This window comes from Simiduia litorea (assembly GCF_042853465.1).
Classification (GTDB): Bacteria; Pseudomonadota; Gammaproteobacteria; order Pseudomonadales; family Cellvibrionaceae; genus Simiduia; species Simiduia litorea.
Map to the genome: position 1 here is coordinate 2,089,758 of NZ_AP031497.1, position 23,119 is coordinate 2,112,876.

A 23,119-nucleotide genomic window follows, 5' to 3' on the forward strand; every position below is an offset into this window, starting at 1 on the left:
GTTTTGGATATTAATTTTCCGCTTATCTTAGTGCTGCTGGTATTTTTTAGCGGTTTGGGCTGGCTCTTCGATATCTTTTTTTTAGCTAAACCACGAAAAGCTAAGATAGAAAGCACGTTAAAAGAGCTCAGTGAAAAATCTCTTAAAGAATCTGATCAGGGCTATCAGTTAGCTCTGGAGGCGGCATCCAAGGAGCCGCTGTTGGTTGAATACTCTAAGTCATTTTTTCCAGTTTTGGCATTTGTTCTAGTACTGCGTAGTTTTTTGGTTGAGCCATTCCAAATCCCCTCTGCCTCCATGGTGCCCACCTTGCAGATAGGTGATTTTATTTTGGTGAATAAGTTTGCCTATGGCATAAGGTTACCGGTTACCAACACCAAAATTATTGATGTCGGTGAGCCTCAGCGTGGCGATGTCATGGTGTTTTTTCCTCCGCACAAACCTGATACCTATTTTATTAAACGAGTGCTGGGTTTGCCTGGCGACAGTGTTCGCTTGGATAATGGCACTTTTACCATCAATGGCAACCAAGTTCCGGCAGAACTGTTGGCGCAGCTACCGGTAGGTAGACCTCAATACCAAGTGCTTAAAGAGACTTTGGGCGAAGCCACCCATGAGATTCACCGTGCTATGGTGCCGGGTAGTTTGAGTCAGTCCGGGCAGTGGGAAGTGCCCGCAGGTCATTATCTAATGGTGGGTGATAACCGTGACAATAGCTCTGATGGTAGGGATTGGGGTTTTGTCGCAGAGGACGCTATTGTTGGTCAGGCATTTGCTATTTGGATGCACTGGGAGAAAATGTTAAGTCTGCCCAGTTTTCAACGCCTTGGCTCAATACAATAAATCACTTTTCATCGTTGTTGGAGCGCTACGAAATGAATTATCAAAAGGGTATGAGTTCCCTCAGTTTATTATTGGTTTTGGCTGTTTCAGGCTTTTTTCTGTTGTGTGCTTTTAAGTTGATCCCAGTTTATTCTGAGAATCAATACATCGTCAGTGCTTTACAGTCCTTGCGCGATAGGGATAAAACCGTAGATCAAATGTCACCGTCTGAAATACATAAACATTTACAAAATTTTTATACGGTCAATGGCGTTCGTTCTAAGGGTGCTAATAATATTGTGGTTGAGCGTGAGCGTAATCGCAGTATTATCACTATTTATTACGAAGTGAAAGTGCCGCTGTTTTATAATATATCGGTAGTTTTAGACTTCAAAAACTATATGGATAGCACTAAGCCGGACGAATGCTGTAAGGCGCCTGTTGATTATCGGCCCAAGGCTAAGAAGGACGATTAGTGTCTGAAGCTCAAAGAAAAGTGCTGCAAGGCAAGTTAGGCTATCATTTTGTCGATGTGGCACTTTTAAAGCAAGCTCTCAGCCATCGGAGTATCGGCGCTTGCAACAACGAGCGATTAGAATTTTTGGGTGATAGTATTTTGAGTTTTGTTATCGCCGATGAGTTGTTTCGCCTATTTCCCGGTGCCCGTGAAGGTGAACTGAGCCGTTTGCGGTCACAATTGGTGAAAGGCGATACTCTTGCAAATATTGCCCGAGAGCTTGATCTTGGCCCCTATTTGATTCTGGGGGATGGCGAGAAAAAGAGTGGTGGTGCGACCAGAGAGTCGATATTAGCTGACGCCGTAGAGGCTCTCTTGGGCGCTATCTATTTAGAGGCTGGATTACCCGAAGCGCGAAGCGCTATCCTGCGGTTGCTCGCTAGTCGAATTGGTCAATTAAGTTTGTCGGATACGAAAAAAGACAGCAAAAGCAAATTGCAAGAATTGCTGCAATCGAAAAAATTACCATTGCCTGAATATGAGGTCGCCAGCGTTGAAGGGGAGGGGCACGCCCAAGTATTTACAGTGACCTGCGCTGTCCAAAACTCCTCCTATAAAGCATCTGCGACGGCGAGCAGCCGAAAGAAAGCTGAAAAGCTGGCCGCATTGCAAATGCTGCAGCATTTGAACTATCAATAAACTTCAGAAGAACCTATTCCATGCCTAATGATCAAAGCCTTGCGTCAATATCTCGCTGTGGCTACATAGCCTTGGTAGGCCGTCCCAATGTCGGAAAATCTACATTGCTGAATCATATGCTCGGGCAAAAAATCAGCATCACATCGCGCAAGCCGCAAACAACGAGGAATAACGTTTTAGGCATAAAGACAGAAGCATCAAATCAGATGATTTTTGTTGATACGCCTGGGCTTCACTTAAATCAAGCTGGGGCGATAAATCGCTACATGAATCGCGCTGCGGGATCGGCAATCAAAGACGTTGATGTTGTTGTATTTTTAGTTGATAAGACGCAGTGGACTGAGGAAGATGAGGCGGTTGCAAAGCGCTTGGAGGGCGTTAAAGTGCCTTTGATTATAGCTGTAAACAAATGTGACCAGCTAGAGGATAAGTCAGTTTTGTTGCCGCACTTAGAAAAACTCGCTAAAAGGCTTTCTGCTCAAGAAATTATTCCTATATCCGCATTGAAAGGCATGCATCTCGATCGTCTAGAGTCTATTTTAATAAAGTTGATTCCTACTGGAACTCATCTCTTTCCAGAGGATCAGATCACTGATCGAAGCTCCCGCTTTTTGGCAGCAGAGATAATAAGAGAAAAAATCACTCGCCAATTGGGCGCAGAATTACCCTACCAGATGGCTGTGGAGATCGAAGAGTTTCAGCAGGATAGGGGGATTTTGCATATTAGTGCCGCTATTCTGGTTGAACGCGAAGGGCAGAAGCGTATACTAATTGGCGATAAAGGCGACAAAATTAAATTAATTGGTCAGCAGGCTCGACTGGATATTGAATCTCTTTTTGAGAGCAAGGTCATGCTCAAGTTGTGGGTTAAAGTTAAGTCGGGTTGGTCGGATGATGAACGAGCCTTACGCAGTTTAGGCTACGATGATCTCTAGTTGTGGAGATACCAATTACGCATCAACCAGCCTATATTCTTCATACTAGGCCTTATGGCGACACCAGTGTAATTGCTGACTGTTTTACCCGTGATTTCGGTAGGGTTGCTGTTTATGCCCGAGGGGCTAGGGCAAAAAAAAAGACTCAACTCAGAGCGCTCATAAACCCTTTTGTTCCTTCTCTTATTTCCGTTGTCGGGAAGGGGGCTTTGAAAACGCTAACGTCAATCGAAGCTATTGGGCCTGCGCGAACAGTATCCGGGCGCGCTCTTTATTGTGGCTTCTATTTGAACGAACTTTTAGTGCGGTTATTGCCTGAAGGTGAGTCGCAGCCTGAGATTTTTAATTATTATAAAAATATACTGGAAGCGTTTTCTAGCTATGAAGAGACTGATGGCGATGCAGGTTTGGAGGTGTTGTTACGCACCTTTGAATGGTTGTTAGTTCAGCAGGTGGGAGCAGCTTTTTCTTTAACCGAAGCAGCAGATACTGGACAGCTGATACTCTCTCAAGGTTATTACCGGCCGGTTGCAGGTCAGGGGTTGATATCGGTAGTTGATACGAGCGTGGGCGCTTTTCTAGGCAGCTCTATTTTAAAGTTTTCACAGGGTGATTTGTCCGACGCAGATACAAGAATGGATATAAAGCGCTTTATGCGTGTTGTGCTGCGTCCACTGCTCGGCTCTAGGCCCCTTAAGAGTCAAGAATTATTTCGATGAAAGCGCTCCAGCTTCTTGCTCTTCGATTTCGAATAGAATGTCTAAATCGTGTTCACTTGCCCAATTTTGTAAATTATTGATTTGGCAATCTAGCCTTTCAACTTGCTCCTTGATGGCGCTATAGTCTTTGCATTGTAATGACTTGTCTAGATCATGTGCTGCCAATCTAAGAGCCTCAACGCCGCAATAACAACAACCTCCATGGAGTCGGTGAACCACTGCCTCTAAAGCATCATAGTCATTGGTTGAATGATGCAGCTTTATATTGTCCTGATCGCTTTTTAGGCCAATGAGCAACATAGATAACATGTCTTTAGCTAGGTTAGGTTTGTTATTTGCGAGTACTAAAGATCTATTAAGGTCAACGATCTTTGGTGATTCTGGTGCTACGTCAATATCTGGCGTTAAAGCGTCTGTGGAACGTTCAAGTTTTAGCCAATTTTTCTGTAAATTGCGTGCTTTTAGCCAGCGATTAATAATGTGCGCTAACTGAGCTTCGCTCACTGGCTTGCTTAAATAGTCGTCCATGCCTGCGAGTAATAATTGAGATTTTTGCTCGGCCATTGCGTGTGCTGTAAGTGCGACAATTGGGGTGCGCCGCTTGCCAGATTCTTTGTTGCGTATGACTTTCGTTGCTTCAATGCCGTCCATAATCGGCATTTGGAGATCCATAAAAATAAGATCAAATAGTTGCCGCTCGGCCAGTTCAATTGCTTGTTTGCCGTCTGATGCTAATGTTACATCCATGCCGAGCCCATTTAAAAGTTCGCCGACTAACTGTAGGTTAGCGGGGTTGTCGTCGACGGCGAGTATTTTCGGTCTCGTGTCGAAAGGCGCTATTTTTCTGCCGAGTTTGGTTTCCTCTTTTTCCGGCATTAATTCATTGCGCAGCAATGACAGTACACGGGATTGAATGAGTGGTTTTTCGAGGTATTCACACTGAATGTTTGTGAGGTTGTGCTCAATCGCTCGTCTCGCACTTGGTGTTGTTAAAAAAACGGTTTTGCAGCTGTAATGCAGTAGTAGTTTGTTGACAAATTCCGCTAAGTTTTGCAAATCAAAGTTGCGTTCAAGTTGAGGTTCAATGTCGTAAAATACGACTTCCAGCGGTTGATTAATCTGTGACTGACTTTTAACAAGCGTTAGTATTTCCGCTATGCTGTTGCCGGTAAATAGTACGCCGCTCTCCGCCTTTATGATTTCACGCATATGATTGGCTAGCTGTTCGTTAGCGCTGTATATGCCGAAATGGCAATTGGCGAGCAGATGGGTTGCCTCTTGTTGGTAGGATTCCTGTTCGACACCAAAGCGAGCAGTGAACCAAAATAGAGCGCCGCCTTGACCGCTACTTTTTACACCAATTTCACCGTTCATGCGTCGTATTAGGCCTTTAGATACTGCTAAACCTAAGCCGGTGCCGCCGTGCTTTCTGGTGTTGCTGGTATCGATTTGGCTAAATGCTTGAAACAACTTTTCGCGATCTTGTTCTGAGACGCCTACACCAGAGTCCTGAACGCTGATTTCGACTTCCACTTGTGTTTCTTCGGTGGCTTTCAGTGCGGCATTGATGATGACATTGCCGCCGCTGGAAAATTTTATGGCATTGCTGACAAGATTGGTCAATATTTGCTTGAGCCGTAGCGGATCGCCTAGCAAGTGGGATGGTAGCTTGCGATCGATATGTAAAATCAGTTGGATATTTTTTTCATGGGCTGCGGGAGCCATTATTTGCATGGCATCTTCGATGACATGACGCAAATGTAGGGGGATATAATCAAGCTGCAATCGACCGGTTTCTATTTTGGAAAAATCGAGTACATCGTTGATAATGGTCAGTAAGCCCTGAGAGGAGCTTTGAATTGTTCGCAGATATTCTCGCTGCTGTTCGCTAACAGTGGTTTTTAGCAGCAGGCTAGTGAAGCCGATAATGCCGTTTAACGGTGTTCTTATTTCATGGGAGGTGTTGGCTAGAAAGTCTGATTTAACTCGGCTTGCTTCAACAGCTTCCTTCCTTGCCAAATCTAGTTCAATATTTTGAATTTCAATGGTTTCAAGCGTTTCCCGCAAATCTTCTATGGATTGGTCAATATTTCGTTGAATGTCGTCTTGCGTTTCTTTTAATCCAAGCGCCAACGAGTTTAGTGCATTAAAAACATCATCGAATTCAGTGAGTTCAGTGGCCTCGATATGTAAATCGTGCTGTCCCTTTTTTAATTGCTTAATACCCTTGAGTATCTGGTCTATACCTTCGCCTATTTGTCGACTATAGCCAATAACAAGGTAGGCGCTTAAGCAGGCTGCAATTAATCCAGCCAGTATTGCCAATAGTAAGGTTTTGTATTCAAGCAGCGTGAAATCGTCGGTCGATATTTCGACGATGAGCCAGCCAAAGGGAGCGAAGGCATCGTGATCGGCATGAATTGGCACAATATATAAGGTGCTGTCGCTTAGTTCTTGATGGCTGGGGTCTAAACCAAACTTTTCTGGGTTTATATTTGCTTCTGGTGAAAACCTTGGCCCCGAGTGTATCAACGGCGACTTATTTAAATCGTAAACCCGAACGGCGATAATGTCGCTGTCGGTGACCGAGGTATGCACTACAGACTGAAGCAGCAGCCGATTGTGCATTGACTGGTAGGTGAGCTGAGCGAAGAGCCGGCTGAGGTGGTAGCCACGCTCTAGCGATATCTTAGAGAGCTGAGTCAAGTAAAGGGCTGCGAGTAATGCTGTTAAAATAAGCGTTATTCCAGCGATAGGCAGTAACGCAAGCTTGAGGGATCGGCCTTTGATTGCGTTGTTGTGATTGAGGTTGTTGGGCATTTCACCATCCAATTTGGTACCGGTTTAACCATACCATAATCGGCTGTAGAATAGCGCCCTCTGGCTGATTCGAACAGTCTGGAAATGGCCATTTTTTACTGAAGGTTTTTATATGACGTCGCCTCAAAATCTTAAGTCTATGCCGACGATGGAAACGCTTGTGGGTAAAACCCCCCTTGTTAGGTTGCAGCGGATGGCAGTTGATAGATCTAGCGTTGTACTGGCGAAGTTAGAGGGCACCAATCCTGCAGGTTCGGTCAAAGATCGTCCGGCTTTATCCATGATTCAACGCGCTGAGATGCGCGGCGATATTAAGCCGGGAGACAGGCTTGTCGAGGCTACTAGCGGCAATACCGGTATTGCGCTTGCCATGGTGGCAGCTATCAAGGGCTACCCTATAACATTGATTATGCCTGACACGGCGACAGATGAGCGCAAAGCTGCCATGAAGGCTTATGGCGCAGAGCTGATATTGGTAACCAAGGAGCAGGGCATGGAAGGCGCTCGCGACCTAGCCCTGAAGATGCAGCAGCAAGGACTCGGTAGAGTGCTTGATCAGTTTGCCAATCTTGATAACCCGCTAGCGCACTACGAAACCACTGGGCCTGAAATCTGGCAGCAAACAGAGGGTAAGATTACCCATTTCGTCAGCTCGATGGGAACCACCGGTACGATTATGGGGGTATCTCGCTATCTGAAAGAGCAAAACCCGTCGGTTCAAATCATTGGTCTACAGCCTGATGAGGGCGCCAGTATTCCTGGTATACGCCGTTGGCCTGAGGCATATTTACCCCGCATTTTTGATCCTAGCCGGGTGGATAAGATTGTCAATATGAGCCAAAAGCTTGCCGAAGACACCATGCGAGAGTTGGCTACCAAAGAGGGGATTTTCTGCGGCGTATCCTCAGGCGGCGCCATCGCAGCAGCGCTGGCATTAAGCCAGCAGGTAGACAATGCGGTGATTGTGGCAATTATCTGTGACCGCGGTGACAGATACCTGTCATCTGGGATTTTTTCTTAAATGAAGATGAATAAGTCTTCCAGAGCTAAGGGGCGGGGCGGTTTCGGGGCAGCTGGAAAGTCCAAAGCTAAGTCCTTGCCCAATATTTCCGCAGAAGTTGTGATTGATAGATTGGCCCATGATGGGCGAGGTATTGCGCAGCTAGATGGAAAAATTGTTTTTGTCGACCATGCATTACCCCTAGAAAAGCACCTTGTAAAGGTCGTTGCGCAAAAATCTAAGTATTCTGAAGCACTCTCTGTGTCGATTATCGGCGACGTTAGCACTGAGCGCAGGGAGCCTGCCTGTGCCTATTATGCGACTTGTGGCGGCTGCCAAATTCAGCATCTAGCACCCGATGCTCAGTTACATTTCAAATCCAACTTGGTGCAAGATCAACTGCGTCGCGCCAAGTTAAATGTCGAGCCGGAAAAAGTCGCTGCCATAGTGTCAAAAAATACGCTTGCTTATCGAAGTAGGGCGAGACTTTCTTTGAGTCACAAAGGAAGCCCTTATGCGGGCTTCAAAGCGAGAGCCAATAGCCAAATCATCAAGATTGATCGTTGCCTTGTGCTTGATCCTGCCTTAGACGCATGCTTGGCACCGCTGCAGCGTGCGCTAATAGAATTCCGGCCAGAAGTGCTGGGGCATATTGAAATGCTCAAGACGCAGGCTCTACCCGTGCTTGTACTGCGGCATGTTGCGGCGTTAATGGAGCCAGAGCTCGACGCTCTTTCTACGCTGAGTGTAGAGACAGGTGCAGAGGTGTATTTGCAGCCAGACAGCTCAGCAGATTACTATCGTCTTGATGGCAGGCGAGCGGAGATCAGCTTTACGGTAAGTGTACCGCATTTGGCGAAGCCGCTTAGGTACCAGATTAGTAATTTTAGCCAAATAAACCCAGACGTTAACTATGCCATGGTAGAGCAGGCGCTGTCTTGGGCACATCCGTCTAAAGAAGATATTTGGTTGGATTTATTTTGTGGTGTTGGTAACTTGACGCTGCCATTTGCCGCATTCGCTCACCAAGTGATTGGTGTGGAAGCCATAGCTGACATGGTAGAGCAGGCGAAAGCTAACGCGGAAAGCTTAGCTGTGACTAACTGCAAATTTTTAGCTGCAGATTTAGAAAAAATCGAGTCGCTGAGAAAGTTGCCGAAAAAAGTTGATGGTGTCATTTTAGACCCACCGCGAGCGGGTGCCAAATCAGTGGTTGAAAATATTAGCCGCTTGAAGCCAAAAAAAATTCTCTATATTTCTTGTGATGCCGCCACCTTTGCGCGTGATGCAAGGACGTTAGTCGAATCAGGTTACGATCTTGAGCGTGTTGGTGCTTTAGATATGTTTCCCCAAACAATGCACGTTGAGACAATGGCGCTATTTTTGCTCCGTTAGTTGCAGTCACCACTTTGGAAAATTATGGTTAAAGTTAGAGAAGATCAGCCAATAAACGCGGAAGGTCAAATCGATGTCGATACGTGGATGGTTCGACTTTCGTCAAAATTGTCTCTAAGTTCTGCCGAAAGTGCCGCAGTAAGGGCTGCCTGTTTAGTCGCGATTGAGGTTGAACAAGCAGCTATTGCTAACGAAAATATTTGGGTAACTGGTATCAGTAGCTCAAAGACCGGCTTAGAGATGGCCGAAATTTTAGCTGACTTAAACCTAGATGCCGATACCTTGATCGCAGCCATACTCTACCGCGCGGTTCGCGAGGGTAAGCTGCAATTATTTTCAGTTTCGAAACAGTTCGGCGAGAAAATTGCTAAATTAATTGACGGTGTATTACGGATGGCGGCCATTAGTGGGCTGCAGTTGGCGGATGACCAATCAGCGCTGGGTCGGCAATCAGAAGAGCATGCCGAAAATGTGCGAAAAATGTTGGTCGCCATGGTTGATGATGTCCGAGTTGCGCTGATCAAACTGGCCGAGCGAACCTGTGCTATAAGGGCGCTAAAAACGGCAACACCAGAGCGCCGGCTGAGGGTTGCTCGGGAGATTGCCAACGTGTATGCGCCCTTGGCCCACCGCTTGGGTATTGGTCATATTAAGTGGGAACTCGAGGATCTGTCTTTTCGCTACTTGGAGCCGGATGATTATAAAACCATAGCGCGCTTACTGGACGAAAAGCGATTGGGGCGCCAGCAATATATTGAAAATGTTATTGCGACGCTTAAGGCTGAGTTGGTCGGCGCCTCCATCGAAGGTGATATCAGTGGCCGCGCTAAGCACATCTATAGTATTTGGCGAAAAATGCGCCGTAAGAGTATTGGTTTTTCTCAAGTTTACGACATCAGAGCCGTTCGGATTCTCGTTCCGACGGTGCGAGACTGCTATGCGGTGCTCGGCATAGTCCACTCTCTGTGGCGCAATATTCCCAACGAATTTGACGATTATATTGCCTCACCTAAAGAGAATGGATATCGCTCCTTGCATACGGCAGTGATTGGGCCGGAACAGAAAGTGTTGGAAGTGCAGATTCGCTCCCATTCTATGCATGAAGATGCTGAGTTTGGTGTCTGCGCTCACTGGCGCTATAAAGGAACGGATAAAGAAGAGGTACAGTCTGGGTACGATCAAAAAATTGCTTGGCTGCGTCAGGTGTTGGATTGGCATGAAGAGCTTGGTAATAAGTCGGATGATAATTTACTCGCTGATCATCTGAACCCAAGCTTAAATCAAGATCGAATTTATGTATTTACCCCAGAAGGACATGTTGTGGATCTCCAGAGTGGATCGACGCCTCTGGATTTTGCCTATCGAATTCACACCGATGTAGGCAATCGCTGTTGCGGTGCAAAGGTTAATGGTCGGATAGTACCGCTTAACTACCACTTGTGCACTTCAGATCAGGTTGAGATATTGACTGGTAAACGCGAGTCCCCGAGTCGCGATTGGTTGAGTCCTGCATTGGGCTATGTCACAAGCTCCCGAGCGCGATCGAAAATACAGCAATGGTTTAAGCTGCAAGCTAAGGATAAAAATTTAGCTGATGGACGTTCACTACTCGACAAGGAATTTAAGCGTCTTGCCGTGCAGGACATTGATTTCTTAGCCTTGGCGAAAACGCTCAGGTATAACAACTTGGATGATTTGTATACGGCGGTTGGAGCCAGTGATGTCACTGTTACACAGGTGCTCAATGCAGCTCAGCGTTTAATTGACGCAGATTCTGTTGAAGAACCCGAGCTACATCTTGTCAGGCCCTCAAAAAATCGCGGCGATGGCGCTGGTGTATTTATCGACGGTGTGGGTAACTTACTGACGCATATCGCAAAATGCTGCTCGCCGGTACCAGGTGATGCAATTAATGGTTATATTACGTTAGGTAAAGGGGTTTCAATTCACCGTCAGGACTGCAGCAATATTTTGCAGTTAGAGGCGGATGAACCAGAGCGTATTATTCAGGTTTCATGGGGCGGGGTGCCTGATAAGGTTTACAGCGTTGATGTGTTGATAGAAGCCTTTGATAGACATGGATTATTACGCGATGTAACCGCGTTGCTTGATAGCGAAAAGATCAACGTTGTTGCTATGCAGACTTTATCAGATAAAAATTTAAATACTGTCGATATGCAAGTAACCATAGAGGTGCGTAACTTTAATGCCTTGAGTCGAGCGCTAACACGTCTTAATCAATTGCCTAATATCGCGGCAGCCAGAAGGAAGCGCTAGATGGAAGCCAAGTATAGCCTGACAGATCTGCTCTATTTAATGCAGTGTTTGCGAGATCCAGCATCCGGCTGTCCGTGGGATTTGGCGCAATCCTTTAAGACTATTGTGCCGAGCACGTTAGAGGAAGCCTATGAAGTCGCCGACGCCATTGAACGAGATGATTTAGTTCATCTTGAAGAGGAGCTTGGCGATTTATTGTTTCAAGTGGTTTTTTACGCTCGGCTTGGTGAAGAGGAAAAACTGTTTAACTTTAATTCTATCGTGAGCGCGCTAACAGCTAAGTTGATCCGGCGACATCCCCATGTTTTTCCCTTGGGTGCATTGTATTCTGGCTCGGATGAACGCAATAGTGGATTGACGGCGCCGACAGGCGGGGTGAAAAAGCAGTGGGAGTTAATTAAGGCACAGGAGCGCACCGAGAAAGGTAAGCGGGGCCAACTGGCGGATGTACCTTCGAACCTTCCTTCGATCACTCGTGCGCAGAAGCTTCAAAAGCGTGCTTCGCAGGTGGGCTTCGACTTTGGCTCCATTCGGCTTGCAATGGAAAAAGTACATGAGGAGCTCGCCGAAGTCGAGGCCGAAATATCGCTATTGGAAAGTGCAGATGGTCACTTGGCCTTAGGGCAGGAATTAGGTGATTTGATGTTTTCGGTGGTTAATGTTTGTCGTTTGGCTGACTTTGATGCGGAAACGCTTCTGCGTGATACGAATAAAAAATTTGAGAAACGATTTTCAGCCATGGAAGGTGTCATCGAAACCAAGGGCGGAAAGCTTAAGGATAGCAGCCTCCACGATATGGAGGCTGTATGGCAACAGGTTAAGCAGTTTGATTAGTGGGGCGCCGGTTTTTTTGTTGTATTTCTTCCTGCCATTCGAATATGTTCATCTCAATGAAAACAAATGCGATCAACCATAAAAATGCGTCCCAGAAGTCGAGAAAATCACCGTCAATCCACCAATAAATAGCGCAGGCTAATAATGTGCCGTATAAACCGGCCTTAACCCAATTGGAGAGTGAAAGAAACGGCCCCATAACCTTGTTGCTGGTTTGTAGGTAAACATCTATTTCCAACACCACCACAATCAGTACCCAAGTCAGTGCATTGATCACATCTACAACGGCTAGATTTTCTATAATCTCGTAGGCTTCTAGGCTGCCTATAATTTCTGTGCCGTTTAGTCTCATGAGGTCGGTGTTGTTAAGTTCGCTACAGCTCGCTGCGTTAAGTGGCTGATAATCGTTCAGTGAAATGATCTGAGAGAAGTTCGTGTTGACGAGATTGCATGCGTCGGCAACACTAAATGGGCTGGCGGACAGGACGGCAATGTAGCGTGATATATAGCCATACAGTGAATAGAATATAAAGACGTAACTTAAACTGCGCAAAACGAAGAGTGCAAGCTTTACTCTGTTGGTTAGGTATTTATCATTGACAATGTAGGTTTCCAGCTCAAATAACAGCAAGAGAAGCACCCAGGATAGAGTGTCTATGGTGTCGGAGTAGGCCTCGCCGAGCTGATGCAACTCAATGCCATTCGAAAAAGTATGTGCAATAGCGGCGGTATTTTCTTGAAAGAATAAATATAAATTAACAACGAGCAAGCTATAAATGGCGTATTTGAATACTTGAAACAATAAGTACAGTGAAGGCCTAGGGGAATTTAAAAATACGCTCATCATTTTTTATCTTTTATTTTTTTCGTAAATGATCTTGCCGTTGAATACGGTTAGCTCAACTTGTGTTTCAGCAACCGCTTCGCTATCGAAGGCGCGGGCACTCGGGACTAAATTTCGATCTAGCATCACTATGTCTGCTTTCTTACCTGACTCGAGAGAGCCGGTAATGTCTGCTTGTTGCATTGCTCTAGCACTATTAATCGTGAAGGCATCCAAGGCATCAGTCAGCGTCAACCTTTCTGCTTCGTTATAGGTCTTACCTTCTGCATGTCGGGTTAATGCCGCGGCAAGGTTGATGAACGGGCGAGGATCTCTTGTGTCAACAGGTGCATCACTACCTGCAATAATCATCGCGCCGTTTTGTTTGGCGCTGTTAGCTGGGTAATGGTTGCTGATTGCGTAATTAGAAGGGTCGTACATATCATTGAGGCTAGTCAATTTGTCTATGTAGGGAGTGACCGTTAGGTCGTAACCGTAGTCAGGTATTGCCCATGCGAAAGTGAAGGCTAGATAGACAGCATTTTTATCGAAGCGCATCAGATCGCTATCTGAAATTTGTTGTGCATGACTAATGGTTTGGGGGCGCTGATGGTTATTTTTGGTTTTGGAGGCCTCAAATGCATCTAAGGCGGTGGCAACAGCGCGGTCACCGATGGCGTGCGCGTGCACAGCAAAGCCGGCTGCTTCTAATTGCGCGATATAACGGTGAATGAAGGCCTCATCGTGTTCGAGTCTGCCGTTGCTGATTGTACATTGCTCAGGTTGGAAGTGATTTTTCTGGAAAAAAGCAGTTTTCTCAATAGCATTTTTAGGTGGGTTGGCGCGACTGTCTTGGCAGGGTGAAGAGTCGAGATCCACATAGCCTTGTAATTGCAGGGTGTCTCCATCAGTGCTGAACATTGGTTGTAAGTAAGGCTTTTTAACGGCGGCATTTGGCAGCGAGGGCGGGGTGGCAAAAGGGTTGCCTTCAATCACACCGTCGACAAAAATTTTTGCCGCATCGGTTTTAAATAACTGCGGGTTGTTTTGACGTTTCTTAATCGCCGAGAACTCATCAATTACGGCTTTAATATCAACTTCGTTGATTGAGTTTTGCTTGGTCCAATCAGAGTTGTCTCGTATGGGCCTACTAAATTTTGTAAAATCTGTAAAAAGCGCACCTGTATAGCGATAGGTCTGCTTGCCGCTCTGGGCATATTTTTCTAGTAGCGGCAGAGTGGCTATATCAGCCGCCGCATCCTGAATGCTGGTTATGCCAGCCTCAGCTAAAATCGCCGCTATAGCGGGAAGCTTGGCGGCTAGCTGCTTGGGCGTACCATCGCCAGTGAGTGCATTACTGGTTAAGCCTAAGATATATCTAGCGGCTTCGGAGAGTTGGCCATCCGGTTCGCCTGATTTGTCGACGCCAATATATTGTGCATATTCTTGGAAGTCAGTGGCAATCGTCTTGCTAGTCAGGCCAATGGTTTCGCCTTGAATATTTTTTGCGGTTAACAGTGCTGCGCTATTGGCTGCACCGTGATGGCCGTCGTTGCCCCGCAGGAAAATAGGCGTTGATGGGCTGGCTTTATCTAGCGCCATGCGTATATTCAGCAGTACGTCGTCAGGCTGGTTGCCTTTGGTGAAGTTCCATTGCTCTACCGTAAGCCATTCGTCGGGCTCAAGCTTCGAACGCTCCAAACAGCCTTTAACTACCGTTGAGAGTTCGGCCAGAGTTAGTGCGCTACTTTCCAGATCACAGTTGGCACTGGATACTAGGCCGAAGGGGTGTATGTGTGCATCGTGTAGGCCGGGCAATACCATTTTGCCTTTAGCATCCACTATTCTGGTGTTGTCGCCGGCAAATCTATTTGCGCCTGCGCTTGTGCCGACGTAGATAATTTCATCGCCAGCAATGGCTATGGCTTCCGCGAACGCTTGCTTAGCATTGGCGGTGTAAACTGTTCCATTAGTAATAATCAGTGAAGCTTTAGGGTTAGTCGTATCGCAAGCGTAAATCGCTAAACTTGCTAGTCCAACACTAGCGATTTTGACAGCGCTTTTATATTTAAACCAAAGCTTCATGATTATTTCCATCAGTTAATTATACGTTGAGTAATAGGTATTCTCTTTCCCAAGTGGTAATGACTTTATTAAAGGCCTCGAATTCCTCCATCTTTACCGCCGCATAAGCTTTGATAAAATCGGCACCAAATACTTCCTCAAGCTCTGGACAATCGGTTAGCAAGTTGAGCGCGTGTAAAAGATTTCGAGGCAGCTCAATTTCCCCATCTTCGGAGGCGTGGCCTTCACAGTGTGGGGTAGGCGTCAGCTTATTCTTCATTCCGAGGTAACCACACGCCAATGACGCAGCAAAAGCTAGATAGGGATTGACATCAACGCCGGGAAACCTGTTTTCTACCCGCTTGCCGGCGGGCGAACTATCGGGAATTCGAATGCCCGCTGTTCGATTGTCGTACCCCCACTCGAGATTAACCGGTGCAGCAATGTCTTTGGCGAAACGTCGATAGGAATTCACGTTGGGTGCGAAAAGTGAAATTGTGTGCGGTATATACCGCTGGCAGCCACCGATATAATAGCGGAATAAATCACTTTCATTTCCATCTTTGTCGACAAATATATTGTCCCCGTTTTTATCGACCACACTCTGGTGGATATGCATTGCGCTACCGGGTTCGTTGGTCATCGGCTTAGCCATGAAGGTTGCATAAATGCCGTGCCTAAATGCAGTTTCTCGCATGGTGCGTTTGAAGGTAAAAACTTGGTCGGCTAAATCCAGGGCGTTGCCATGTAAAAAATTGATTTCCAATTGTGCGGCACCTGATTCGTGAATCAGCGTATCCACATCCAAGTTTTGTGCCTCACAATATTTATACATGTCATTAATAATCGGCTCGTATTCATTACAGCCATCGATGCTATAAGACTGACGAGCGAATTCGCGCCGACCGGATCGCCCAGGTGGCGGCGATAACTCATAGTCTGGATCGGTATTTTGGCTGACTAAATAGAATTCAACCTCGGGTGCAACGACCGGGATCCAGCCTTCTTTTTCATAGAGCGCTAATACTTTTTTCAGGACATTTCGCGTTGCCATAGGGTGTGGATCGCCGGCGCGGGTATAGCAGTCGTGAATGATTTGTGCGGTTGGTTCATCTGCCCAAGGTACGATACGCACGGTGTTTGGGTCCGGCTCTAGCAGCATGTCCGAATCGAGTGGGGCGACAATATCCCAATGGTTATCGACGTATTCACCGGTGACAGTTTGAATCAAAATACTTTCCGGGAGGCGACTGTCTTCCTTAATAAACTTATGAGCGGGAATGAATTTGCCTCGAGCATTACCCGTCATATCGGGTACGAGACATTCCACTTCCGTAATACCATTTTCCTTTAACCATGTGTCGATGGAGTCAACCATGTTGCACCTGTATGCGCTGTGATTAGTTTGAAAGGCTACAGTAAATGAAGCCTATTGATCTCTCAATGGCTGGCTAATAAATAGCATGACGGTTACCCCAAATGGGGCTTGCGTACTGCCACGGCAAAACATACTATAAAACCGAATTATTATTCAGTCTATTGTTTGGCTGATGAAAACACAAGCGCCCCATTTGGGGCAGCAAGCGGAGGTGCGATGAACCGTATTTGGCATGAAACCAAGCAAGCTCACACAGGCTCCTATTACGCGGCGACAGCCAAGTATCAGTTTGACGGCAGTGCCTTACTTGGCCATGAGACCGCAGATGTATGCGTAATAGGCGCTGGCTACACCGGTGTGTCGGCAGCGTTACATCTGGCTGAAAGAGGTTTCAAGGTCACTGTTTTAGAGGCGAATAAGATAGGTTGGGGCGCCTCCGGCCGCAATGGTGGGCACGTGGGCACCGGTCAAAGAAAGGAGCAGTCAGATTTGGAGGCTATGGTTGGCCAAGATAAGGCGAGCCTACTTTGGCAGTTTGGCCTAGAGGCAGTAGCAACCGTTGAAAATTTGGTGACTAAGCATCAGATTGACTGCGACTTTAAGACTGGCATTTTGCATCTCGCCAGTAAGTCTAAGGAAACGCAAGATTTTAAGGCGGGTGTGGAGCATCTGCGCGAGCGCTATGGCTACGCGCAGGCCGAATTTTTGACTAAGGCTCAGGTGGACGAGCGCGTAGGCAGTGATAAATATCATGGCGGCTATCTAGATCATGGCTCTAGACATCTGCACCCGCTGAATTATTTATTGGGCATGGCTAAAGCGGCTGAGCTGGCTGGGGTGAAGTTCTATCAGGATTCGCCGGTGACGCACTATGTTAAGGGTGCAAACCCAGTGGTGCACACAGACCAAGGTTCAGTTGCTGCCAAGTATCTGGTCTTTGCAACCAATGGCTATTTAGCTGGGCTGGAACCGAGGTTGGCTCGAAAAATAATGCCCATTAACAATTTCGTTTTAGCGACGGAGCCCTTGTCTGCTCAGGAGGCGCGAGCACTGATTCGCGATGACACGGCGTTGCAGGATTCGCTATTTGTTATCAACTACTGGAAACTGTCCGGTGATAATCGGCTTATTTTCGGTGGTGGTGAAAACTATACCAGCCGTTTCCCCAGGGACCTAAAAACCTTTGTACAGAAGTACATGTTGCGTGTTTATCCTCATCTAGCCTCAAAAACAATTGATTATGCATGGGGCGGAACCTTGGCTATTACCTTGAATCGGATGCCCAACTTTGGTCGTCTTGAGCCGAATGTCTTCTATGCTCAGGGTTATTCTGGTCACGGAGTGCCTACCGCCACCATGGCCGGAAAGTTGTTATCTGAAGCTGTCGCGGGCACGGCTGAGCGTTTTGATGTTATGGCATCACTGCCGCAACCTATGTTTCCCGGCGGCACCTTGCTGCGCTGGCCAGGTTTAGTGGCGGGTATGCTTTATTACAGCTTGATGGACAAGCTCTAGTCGTTCGCCAATGATCTTCCGTCAAAACCGTAGCGCGGAAGGGCATTGATGTGCCACTATTGAGGTATGATTTTGCATAAGTGGAAATTTGACTAGAATTAATTTTTCTAAGATTATTTCGCAGGTGCAAACAAGCCTTCGCATGGATGCGAAGCGGCTGTTCGCAGCCCAACCTCAACTAAGGAGCTTTCTTTGAACGAACGTAACGTCAAGCGAACGAATTCGATTACCCCTCGGCGCCAGCCGGTACAGGAGCGAGCTAAGCATCGCACCCGGCAGATTTTAGATGTTACCGCAAAATTATTAGGTGAAGTTGGCTTTGATGAGTTAACCACTATCCTGATTGCCAAAGAATTATCCATTTCTGTTGGCTCGCTTTACCACTACTTTCCGAATAAACAAGCCATATTGTATGCCCTTGGCGACCGCTGGTTAGAAACCATGGCCGATGCACTCACCGATGTTGCAGCCTTGCCCATTGAAGATATGGACTTAGTAACCTTTATAGACAAAGCCATCGAGCGGATGCTGGAGGTCTATCGCGACGAGCGCGCCATATTGCCATTGGCCCAGGCTATGTGGGCTGTACCAGAGTTGCGCGATCTCGACGAACGCCACGACGCTATGATTATCGAGCGGATGATGGCGATGTTTGTGCGTCTTGGTTTTGTCTCTAGTCCGAACGAGTTGAATCGTTTGGGCAGGGCTTACCTTGAGATGACGCATGCATTATCACTGGTCGTGGTAAATCAGGTTGAAAGTCGCGCAGAGCGAACCATCGCGGACTTGAAGCGCCTCGTCTTGTGTTTATTGGAGCCTCATAAATCAGAAGACGTCATATTACCAGGTGCGAATGATATTGATGGCCCCTAGGTCAGCGTTTGCGCTGCTGCCGCTGCACCTCATATAAACTGAGAAGTAGGGCGCGATCACGCAATACTAGGCTTGCTGTGGCTCTTATGGAAAACAGTAACGTGAGTATAAGGAGAGGAACCAGATACCAAAAGGTCATGGGTGCAAGGCTGACGACTTTAAAGCCTAAAAGGCAAATCAGCGGAATAGCGACCCATCGATGACCAAACAACGCAGCCAAATCATTGCACATATCTACAATTTTATAGGGCGAATGGGCCATGGTTTGCTCCGAGTAATCTGCATTCAGGTTTTAAGGTTAGACAACTTTTGAGGGCTAAGGGCGGAAATTACTAGGGTGCTGTTTATCAGCGTATGTAGCGCGCGTTTCATTATGGTTTGCTTTTTTACGCGGTGGATTAAAGCGCTTTTGCATAGCGGCGGGTTACACATTTCCTGTCATGGAAAGCACGCATCGCAATATTTTTAGAGAGATAGAACGACATGTCTGTACCCAAGCAATTGGTCATCGCTATTTCGAGTAGGGCTTTGTTTAATCTAGATGCCAGCCATCAGGTTTACGTGAATGAAGGGCTCGAAGCTTACTCGCAATACCAAATAGATCATGAAGAAGAGCTGCTTGAAAAAGGCGAGGCTTTCCCGTTAGTTGAGAAGTTATTGAGACTTAACGAGGTATTAAAAGATCATCGTGTTGAAGTGATTTTATTGAGCCGCAACAGTGCCGATACAGGGTTGCGGGTATTCAATTCTATTGAGCATTATAAACTACCCATTAGTCGAGCCGCTTTTTGCGGTGGCGAAGATCCATATAGATACATTACTGCCTTTGGTTGTCACTTATTCTTATCGACAGATCCAGCCGATGTGCGTTTAGCGCTACGCGAGGGCGTAGCTGCAGCCACTCTATTGGCCTCTAAAAAGCAGAAAGACCCCAGTGCTCAACTGCGTTTTGCTTTCGATGGTGATGCCGTGTTGTTTTCCGATGAGTCGGAAAGAATTTATAAGACTCAAGGTCTCGAAGCCTTCGCTAAAAATGAAAAAGAAGCAGCTAAGTTACCGCTGACGGGCGGGCCTTTTAAACCGTTTTTAGCCGCGTTGCACAGCATTCAATCGGAGTTTGAGCCAGGGGCTTCGCCAATTCGCACAGCGCTCGTTACCGCTAGATCAGCACCAGCACACGAGCGAGTCATTCGGACCCTAAGGGCGTGGAATATTCGCATCGATGAATCGCTGTTCTTAGGAGGGATGACTAAGGCGAGTTTTTTAAAGGCCTATGGTGCCGATGTATTTTTCGATGATCAGCAGGTTCACTGTAGTGCGGCCAGTGAGCATGTAGCTACCGGCCATGTACCCCATGGCGTGGCCAACGAGTAGCGCCCCGAGTTTGCGCTGCTATGCTTAAGCGAGGTCAATCACCTGCAGTTAGGTGGCATTATGATAGAAAAGATAGTGTGTGGCACGGATTTGGGGCCTCATGCGTCTTACCTGATATACCACGCGGTGTATTTGGCTCGACAGTGCGGTGCAAAAGTAGAAGTTGTTCATGCCGTGGAGCCCTTAGGTAGCTTCGCAAAAGCCGTATTCAAGACATATTCTGGGGCTGATAACCAACAAGCCTATCAAGCTATCGATAAAATTCTGGCATCCATCAAAGACCAAGTCGTCGAGAGCTTAGCCGATGAATACATGTCTGGGTTGGACGATTTAGCCACCATTTGCGATGTGGTTGTCGATCAGGGAATGCCAGCCGAGGTTATTTTAAGGCATGCCAAGGAGTCCCAGGCGGATCTGATCGTTATAGGAGGGCAAAGCACCCGGGGTGAGGGGATTGCGCTGTTGGGGTCCGTCGCCGCAAAAGTACTACAGTTGTCCAAAGTGCCGGTTTTGACCATTCCTCTCGCCCATAAAGTCACGCAGGAAGAGGTCAGGGAAGACAGTCAGTTAGGACTTTGGTAGGTGATTTTTTACCCCTTTCGATCTAAATATGGCTTAAGACTGGCAAAGCAAAAAAAACCTATCTATTCTCCATTAGAATATTTCTGCTGATTCTTATAACAGCAACGACATTTCTGCAGCCAATTGGAGGGCTAGTATGAAATTGCAACAACTGCGCTATATCTGGGAAGTGGCACACCACGACCTAAATGTGTCCGCAACTGCGCAGAGCCTTTATACCTCTCAGCCAGGCATTAGTAAGCAAATTAGGTTGCTTGAGGACGAATTGGGCGTAGAAGTCTTTTCTCGTAGTGGCAAGCACCTAACCCGCATAACACCAGCCGGGGAAGCTATCCTAAAGACAGCGGGTGAGATACTTCGTAAAGTCGAAAGTATTAAGCAAGTTGCGCAGGAGTTCAGTAATGAAAAAAAGGGCAGCTTGTCGCTCGCGACAACCCATACACAAGCTCGCTATGCGCTGCCTAAGGTTATTGAATCCTTTATCAAAGCTTACCCTGAGGTTTCGCTGCATATGCATCAGGGCACACCGATGCAAATATCAGAAATGGCCGCCGATGGCACGGTTGATTTTGCTATCGCAACGGAGGCATTAGAGTTGTTCAGTGATTTGGTAATGATGCCTTGCTATCGTTGGAATCGCTGTGTAGTGGTCCCAAGAAACCACCCGTTAGCACAAATGTCCACGCTGACACTGGAGTCCGTTGCGAAGCACCCGATTGTAACTTACGTATTTGGCTTTACCGGTCGCTCAAAATTGGACGAAGCTTTTATCGAAAAGGGTTTAGCACCTAAAGTCGTGTTTACTGCCGCTGATGCTGACGTGATTAAGACCTACGTTCGGCTAGGCTTAGGTATAGGTATTATCGCAAAAATGGCCTATAACGAGGAGGCGGATAAGGATTTGGTGGCGCTTGATGCCAGCCACTTGTTTTCTGCCAGCACAACAAAAATTGGTTTTCGGCGCGGTACATTTTTGCGCGGCTTTATGTATGATTTTATCGCGCAGTTCGCGCCGCATTTGACCCGTGAAGTTGTCGATCAAGCCTATCAGAAGCACTCCAAAGCGGAGTTGGATGACCTATTCGACGGAATGGAATTGCCCACTTTTTAACACAGTTTTAGACAAAAAAGGGGCTCGGCCCCTTTTTTCTTGTTTGGTAAAACGCAGCGATTAGAGAAAATCTAAATCTGGGTTGTTGGCTAAAATTTCAACGGCCTCTTCACTAGCGCTGGTTTCCTGTTCGAGTATGTCGCGTACAAACTTTAAATATACCGTGTAAATCACAGGCTCTTGCTCATCCCTTTCCACCACGAAAAACGGTGCTCGATTGACTTGATGTTTATCGGCCAGCCGCATTCCGGCGGACATCTCGTCGCGCTCATCGGCAATGAGGATCTCGTCGATAAATTTCATATAGCCGCCTGACTCGAGCTTTTCCAATACGTCAGCACACTTTCTACAGGGGCTGCCGTCGGCTAATATTTTTTTAACAAGCGTAATTTTCACGTGTTTATCCTAAATGTTAAATAGAATCTAGCCTTTAACGTTGTCAGCGTGTAAGCCGCATTCCTTTTTTGTCGCCTCTTCCCACCACCAGCGACCTTCGCGCTCGTGCTGATTGGGGCCGATAGGGCGGGTGCAGGGCTCACAGCCAATAGAGACAAAGCCTTTATCATGTAGGCTATTGTACGGCACGTCGTTGGCTCGAATATAGTTCCAAACATCCTGTGAGCGCCAATTGGCTAGTGGATTAAACTTGGTTAGTTGAGCGCCTGTTTTGGCAAATACTTTATCGTCCTGTATTACTGGGATATTAGCTCTGGTGCCAGGGCTCTGATCTTTTCGCTGTCCGGTTACCCAGGCATCTACCGTGAGAAGCTTTCTCTGCAGGGGCATAATCTTGCGAATGCCGCAACATTCCTGATGATTGTCCTCGTAGAAGCTAAACAGGCCTTTTTTGGCAACGAGTGTTTGTATGGCATTGGTTTCAGGGTAGAGCAGCTCAATATTGAGTTTATAGTGCTTTCGAACGCGCTCAATGAATTGGTAAGTCTCAGGGTGTAGGCGCCCAGTATCTAAGCAAAAAACTTGAATCTGCGGGTCTATTTTTCGCGCCATATCAATTAGCACTACATCTTCTGCGCCGCTGAACGATAGGGCTAGGTCTGGATGGTTGTCGATGGCAAATTCGAGGATCTCTTGCGGGCTTTTTGACTCTAAGGTGGCATTAATATCAACCAGAGAAATGGCGTCTGACATAGTAATCCTTGTGACTTTCGTAGTATCTGCCCGCATTGTTATTGCCTACATGCAACAACTTGCAGAAAGGCGCTGATTTTAGCAAAGCTTGTTATAAGTTATAAGCAACGAATTATTATAGTTTTATAACTTTTATGTTAGATATTGCGCGCCAAATGACCGCTTATTGCTCGTGGAACATTGTTCGTGTTTTGAACCGCTTTAACCAGATGTAGTGTCTAGATTGATGTTTTGGTTGGAAAACCACCATATTTTGTGTGTTTGGCTCGATTTTTGGTCGACCAGCTTATTC

General features: G+C 46.8%; 20 protein-coding genes. 14 read left to right on the forward strand and 6 right to left on the reverse strand.

Annotation, left to right across the window (positions count from 1 at the left end):
- Positions 1–3: 3 nt before the first annotated feature.
- The 5 genes from lepB to recO are packed head-to-tail and all read left to right on the forward strand — an operon-like array spanning position 4 to position 3,632.
- Positions 4–843 carry a signal peptidase I gene (gene lepB, locus ACGHTT_RS09305; RefSeq protein WP_390594860.1) on the forward strand — a complete coding sequence of 280 codons (840 nt, stop codon included), beginning with the start codon at positions 4–6 and terminating at the stop codon, positions 841–843.
- Positions 844–875: 32 nt separating this feature from the next.
- Positions 876–1,298 carry a DUF4845 domain-containing protein gene (locus ACGHTT_RS09310; protein WP_390594861.1) on the forward strand — a complete coding sequence of 141 codons (423 nt, stop codon included), beginning with the start codon at positions 876–878 and terminating at the stop codon, positions 1,296–1,298.
- A complete protein-coding gene (gene rnc, locus ACGHTT_RS09315) occupies positions 1,298–1,978 on the forward strand; it encodes a ribonuclease III (RefSeq protein WP_390594862.1) in 681 nt (226 codons plus the stop codon). The genes ACGHTT_RS09310 and rnc overlap by 1 nt, the downstream gene beginning before the upstream one ends.
- Before the next feature lie 20 nt (positions 1,979–1,998).
- Positions 1,999–2,913: a GTPase Era gene (gene era / locus ACGHTT_RS09320; protein ID WP_390594863.1), complete on the forward strand. Its 915-nt coding sequence runs from the start codon at positions 1,999–2,001 to the stop codon at positions 2,911–2,913.
- A 2-nt stretch (positions 2,914–2,915) separates the two neighbouring features.
- Positions 2,916–3,632, forward strand: a complete 717-nt coding sequence (recO, locus tag ACGHTT_RS09325) for a DNA repair protein RecO (RefSeq protein WP_390594864.1) — start codon at positions 2,916–2,918, stop codon at positions 3,630–3,632.
- On the opposite strand, the gene ACGHTT_RS09330 is transcribed toward recO, so the two are convergent.
- Complete coding sequence (locus ACGHTT_RS09330; RefSeq protein ID WP_390594865.1) at positions 3,621–6,452, reverse strand: response regulator; 2,832 nt, start codon at positions 6,450–6,452, stop codon at positions 3,621–3,623. The genes recO and ACGHTT_RS09330 overlap by 12 nt on opposite strands.
- 139 nt (positions 6,453–6,591) lie before the next feature.
- Between ACGHTT_RS09330 and cysM the strand changes: the two genes are divergently transcribed.
- The 4 genes from cysM to mazG are packed head-to-tail and all read left to right on the forward strand — an operon-like array spanning position 6,592 to position 11,958.
- On the forward strand, positions 6,592–7,473 hold the full coding sequence (cysM, locus tag ACGHTT_RS09335; RefSeq protein ID WP_390595022.1) for a cysteine synthase CysM: 882 nt from the start codon (positions 6,592–6,594) through the stop codon (positions 7,471–7,473).
- Positions 7,474–8,847 carry a 23S rRNA (uracil(1939)-C(5))-methyltransferase RlmD gene (gene rlmD, locus ACGHTT_RS09340; RefSeq protein WP_390594866.1) on the forward strand — a complete coding sequence of 458 codons (1,374 nt, stop codon included), beginning with the start codon at positions 7,474–7,476 and terminating at the stop codon, positions 8,845–8,847.
- Between the two features lie 24 nt (positions 8,848–8,871).
- Positions 8,872–11,124, forward strand: a complete 2,253-nt coding sequence (gene relA / locus ACGHTT_RS09345) for a GTP diphosphokinase (protein WP_390594867.1) — start codon at positions 8,872–8,874, stop codon at positions 11,122–11,124.
- Positions 11,125–11,958, forward strand: a complete 834-nt coding sequence (mazG, locus tag ACGHTT_RS09350; protein WP_390594868.1) for a nucleoside triphosphate pyrophosphohydrolase — start codon at positions 11,125–11,127, stop codon at positions 11,956–11,958.
- Here mazG and ACGHTT_RS09355 read toward each other — a convergent pair.
- From ACGHTT_RS09355 to ACGHTT_RS09365, 3 genes are read right to left on the reverse strand one after another with little or no spacing between them, the layout of a single operon-like run.
- On the reverse strand, positions 11,942–12,805 hold the full coding sequence (locus ACGHTT_RS09355; protein ID WP_390594869.1) for a hypothetical protein: 864 nt from the start codon (positions 12,803–12,805) through the stop codon (positions 11,942–11,944). The two genes, mazG and ACGHTT_RS09355, sit on opposite strands and share 17 nt — an antisense overlap.
- 3 nt (positions 12,806–12,808) lie before the next feature.
- The gene (locus ACGHTT_RS09360; protein WP_390594870.1) at positions 12,809–14,866 is read right to left on the reverse strand and encodes an amidohydrolase; all 2,058 of its coding nucleotides are present in this window, start codon (positions 14,864–14,866) and stop codon (positions 12,809–12,811) included.
- A 19-nt stretch (positions 14,867–14,885) separates the two neighbouring features.
- Positions 14,886–16,223, reverse strand: a complete 1,338-nt coding sequence (locus ACGHTT_RS09365) for a glutamine synthetase family protein (protein WP_390594871.1) — start codon at positions 16,221–16,223, stop codon at positions 14,886–14,888.
- 216 nt (positions 16,224–16,439) lie between these two features.
- Here ACGHTT_RS09365 and ACGHTT_RS09370 point away from each other — a divergent pair, with 216 nt between their 5' ends.
- The 5 genes from ACGHTT_RS09370 (at position 16,440) to cysB (ending at position 21,678) form a co-directional block, all read left to right on the forward strand.
- Complete coding sequence (locus ACGHTT_RS09370; RefSeq protein ID WP_390594872.1) at positions 16,440–17,738, forward strand: NAD(P)/FAD-dependent oxidoreductase; 1,299 nt, start codon at positions 16,440–16,442, stop codon at positions 17,736–17,738.
- Between the two features lie 192 nt (positions 17,739–17,930).
- The gene (locus ACGHTT_RS09375; RefSeq protein ID WP_390594873.1) at positions 17,931–18,611 is read left to right on the forward strand and encodes a TetR/AcrR family transcriptional regulator; all 681 of its coding nucleotides are present in this window, start codon (positions 17,931–17,933) and stop codon (positions 18,609–18,611) included.
- A 483-nt stretch (positions 18,612–19,094) separates the two neighbouring features.
- Positions 19,095–19,985: a 5'-nucleotidase gene (locus ACGHTT_RS09380; RefSeq protein WP_390594874.1), complete on the forward strand. Its 891-nt coding sequence runs from the start codon at positions 19,095–19,097 to the stop codon at positions 19,983–19,985.
- A gap of 60 nt (positions 19,986–20,045) precedes the next feature.
- Complete coding sequence (locus ACGHTT_RS09385) at positions 20,046–20,567, forward strand: universal stress protein (protein WP_390594875.1); 522 nt, start codon at positions 20,046–20,048, stop codon at positions 20,565–20,567.
- 136 nt (positions 20,568–20,703) lie between these two features.
- The gene (gene cysB / locus ACGHTT_RS09390; RefSeq protein ID WP_390594876.1) at positions 20,704–21,678 is read left to right on the forward strand and encodes an HTH-type transcriptional regulator CysB; all 975 of its coding nucleotides are present in this window, start codon (positions 20,704–20,706) and stop codon (positions 21,676–21,678) included.
- 60 nt (positions 21,679–21,738) lie between these two features.
- Here the strand turns inward: cysB and ACGHTT_RS09395 are convergent, their stop codons facing one another.
- Together ACGHTT_RS09395 and ACGHTT_RS09400 are read right to left on the reverse strand one after the other, a co-directional pair.
- Positions 21,739–22,074, reverse strand: a complete 336-nt coding sequence (locus ACGHTT_RS09395; protein WP_390594877.1) for a hypothetical protein — start codon at positions 22,072–22,074, stop codon at positions 21,739–21,741.
- Between the two features lie 27 nt (positions 22,075–22,101).
- On the reverse strand, positions 22,102–22,827 hold the full coding sequence (locus ACGHTT_RS09400; RefSeq protein WP_390594878.1) for a phosphoadenylyl-sulfate reductase: 726 nt from the start codon (positions 22,825–22,827) through the stop codon (positions 22,102–22,104).
- Positions 22,828–23,119 lie beyond the last annotated feature (292 nt).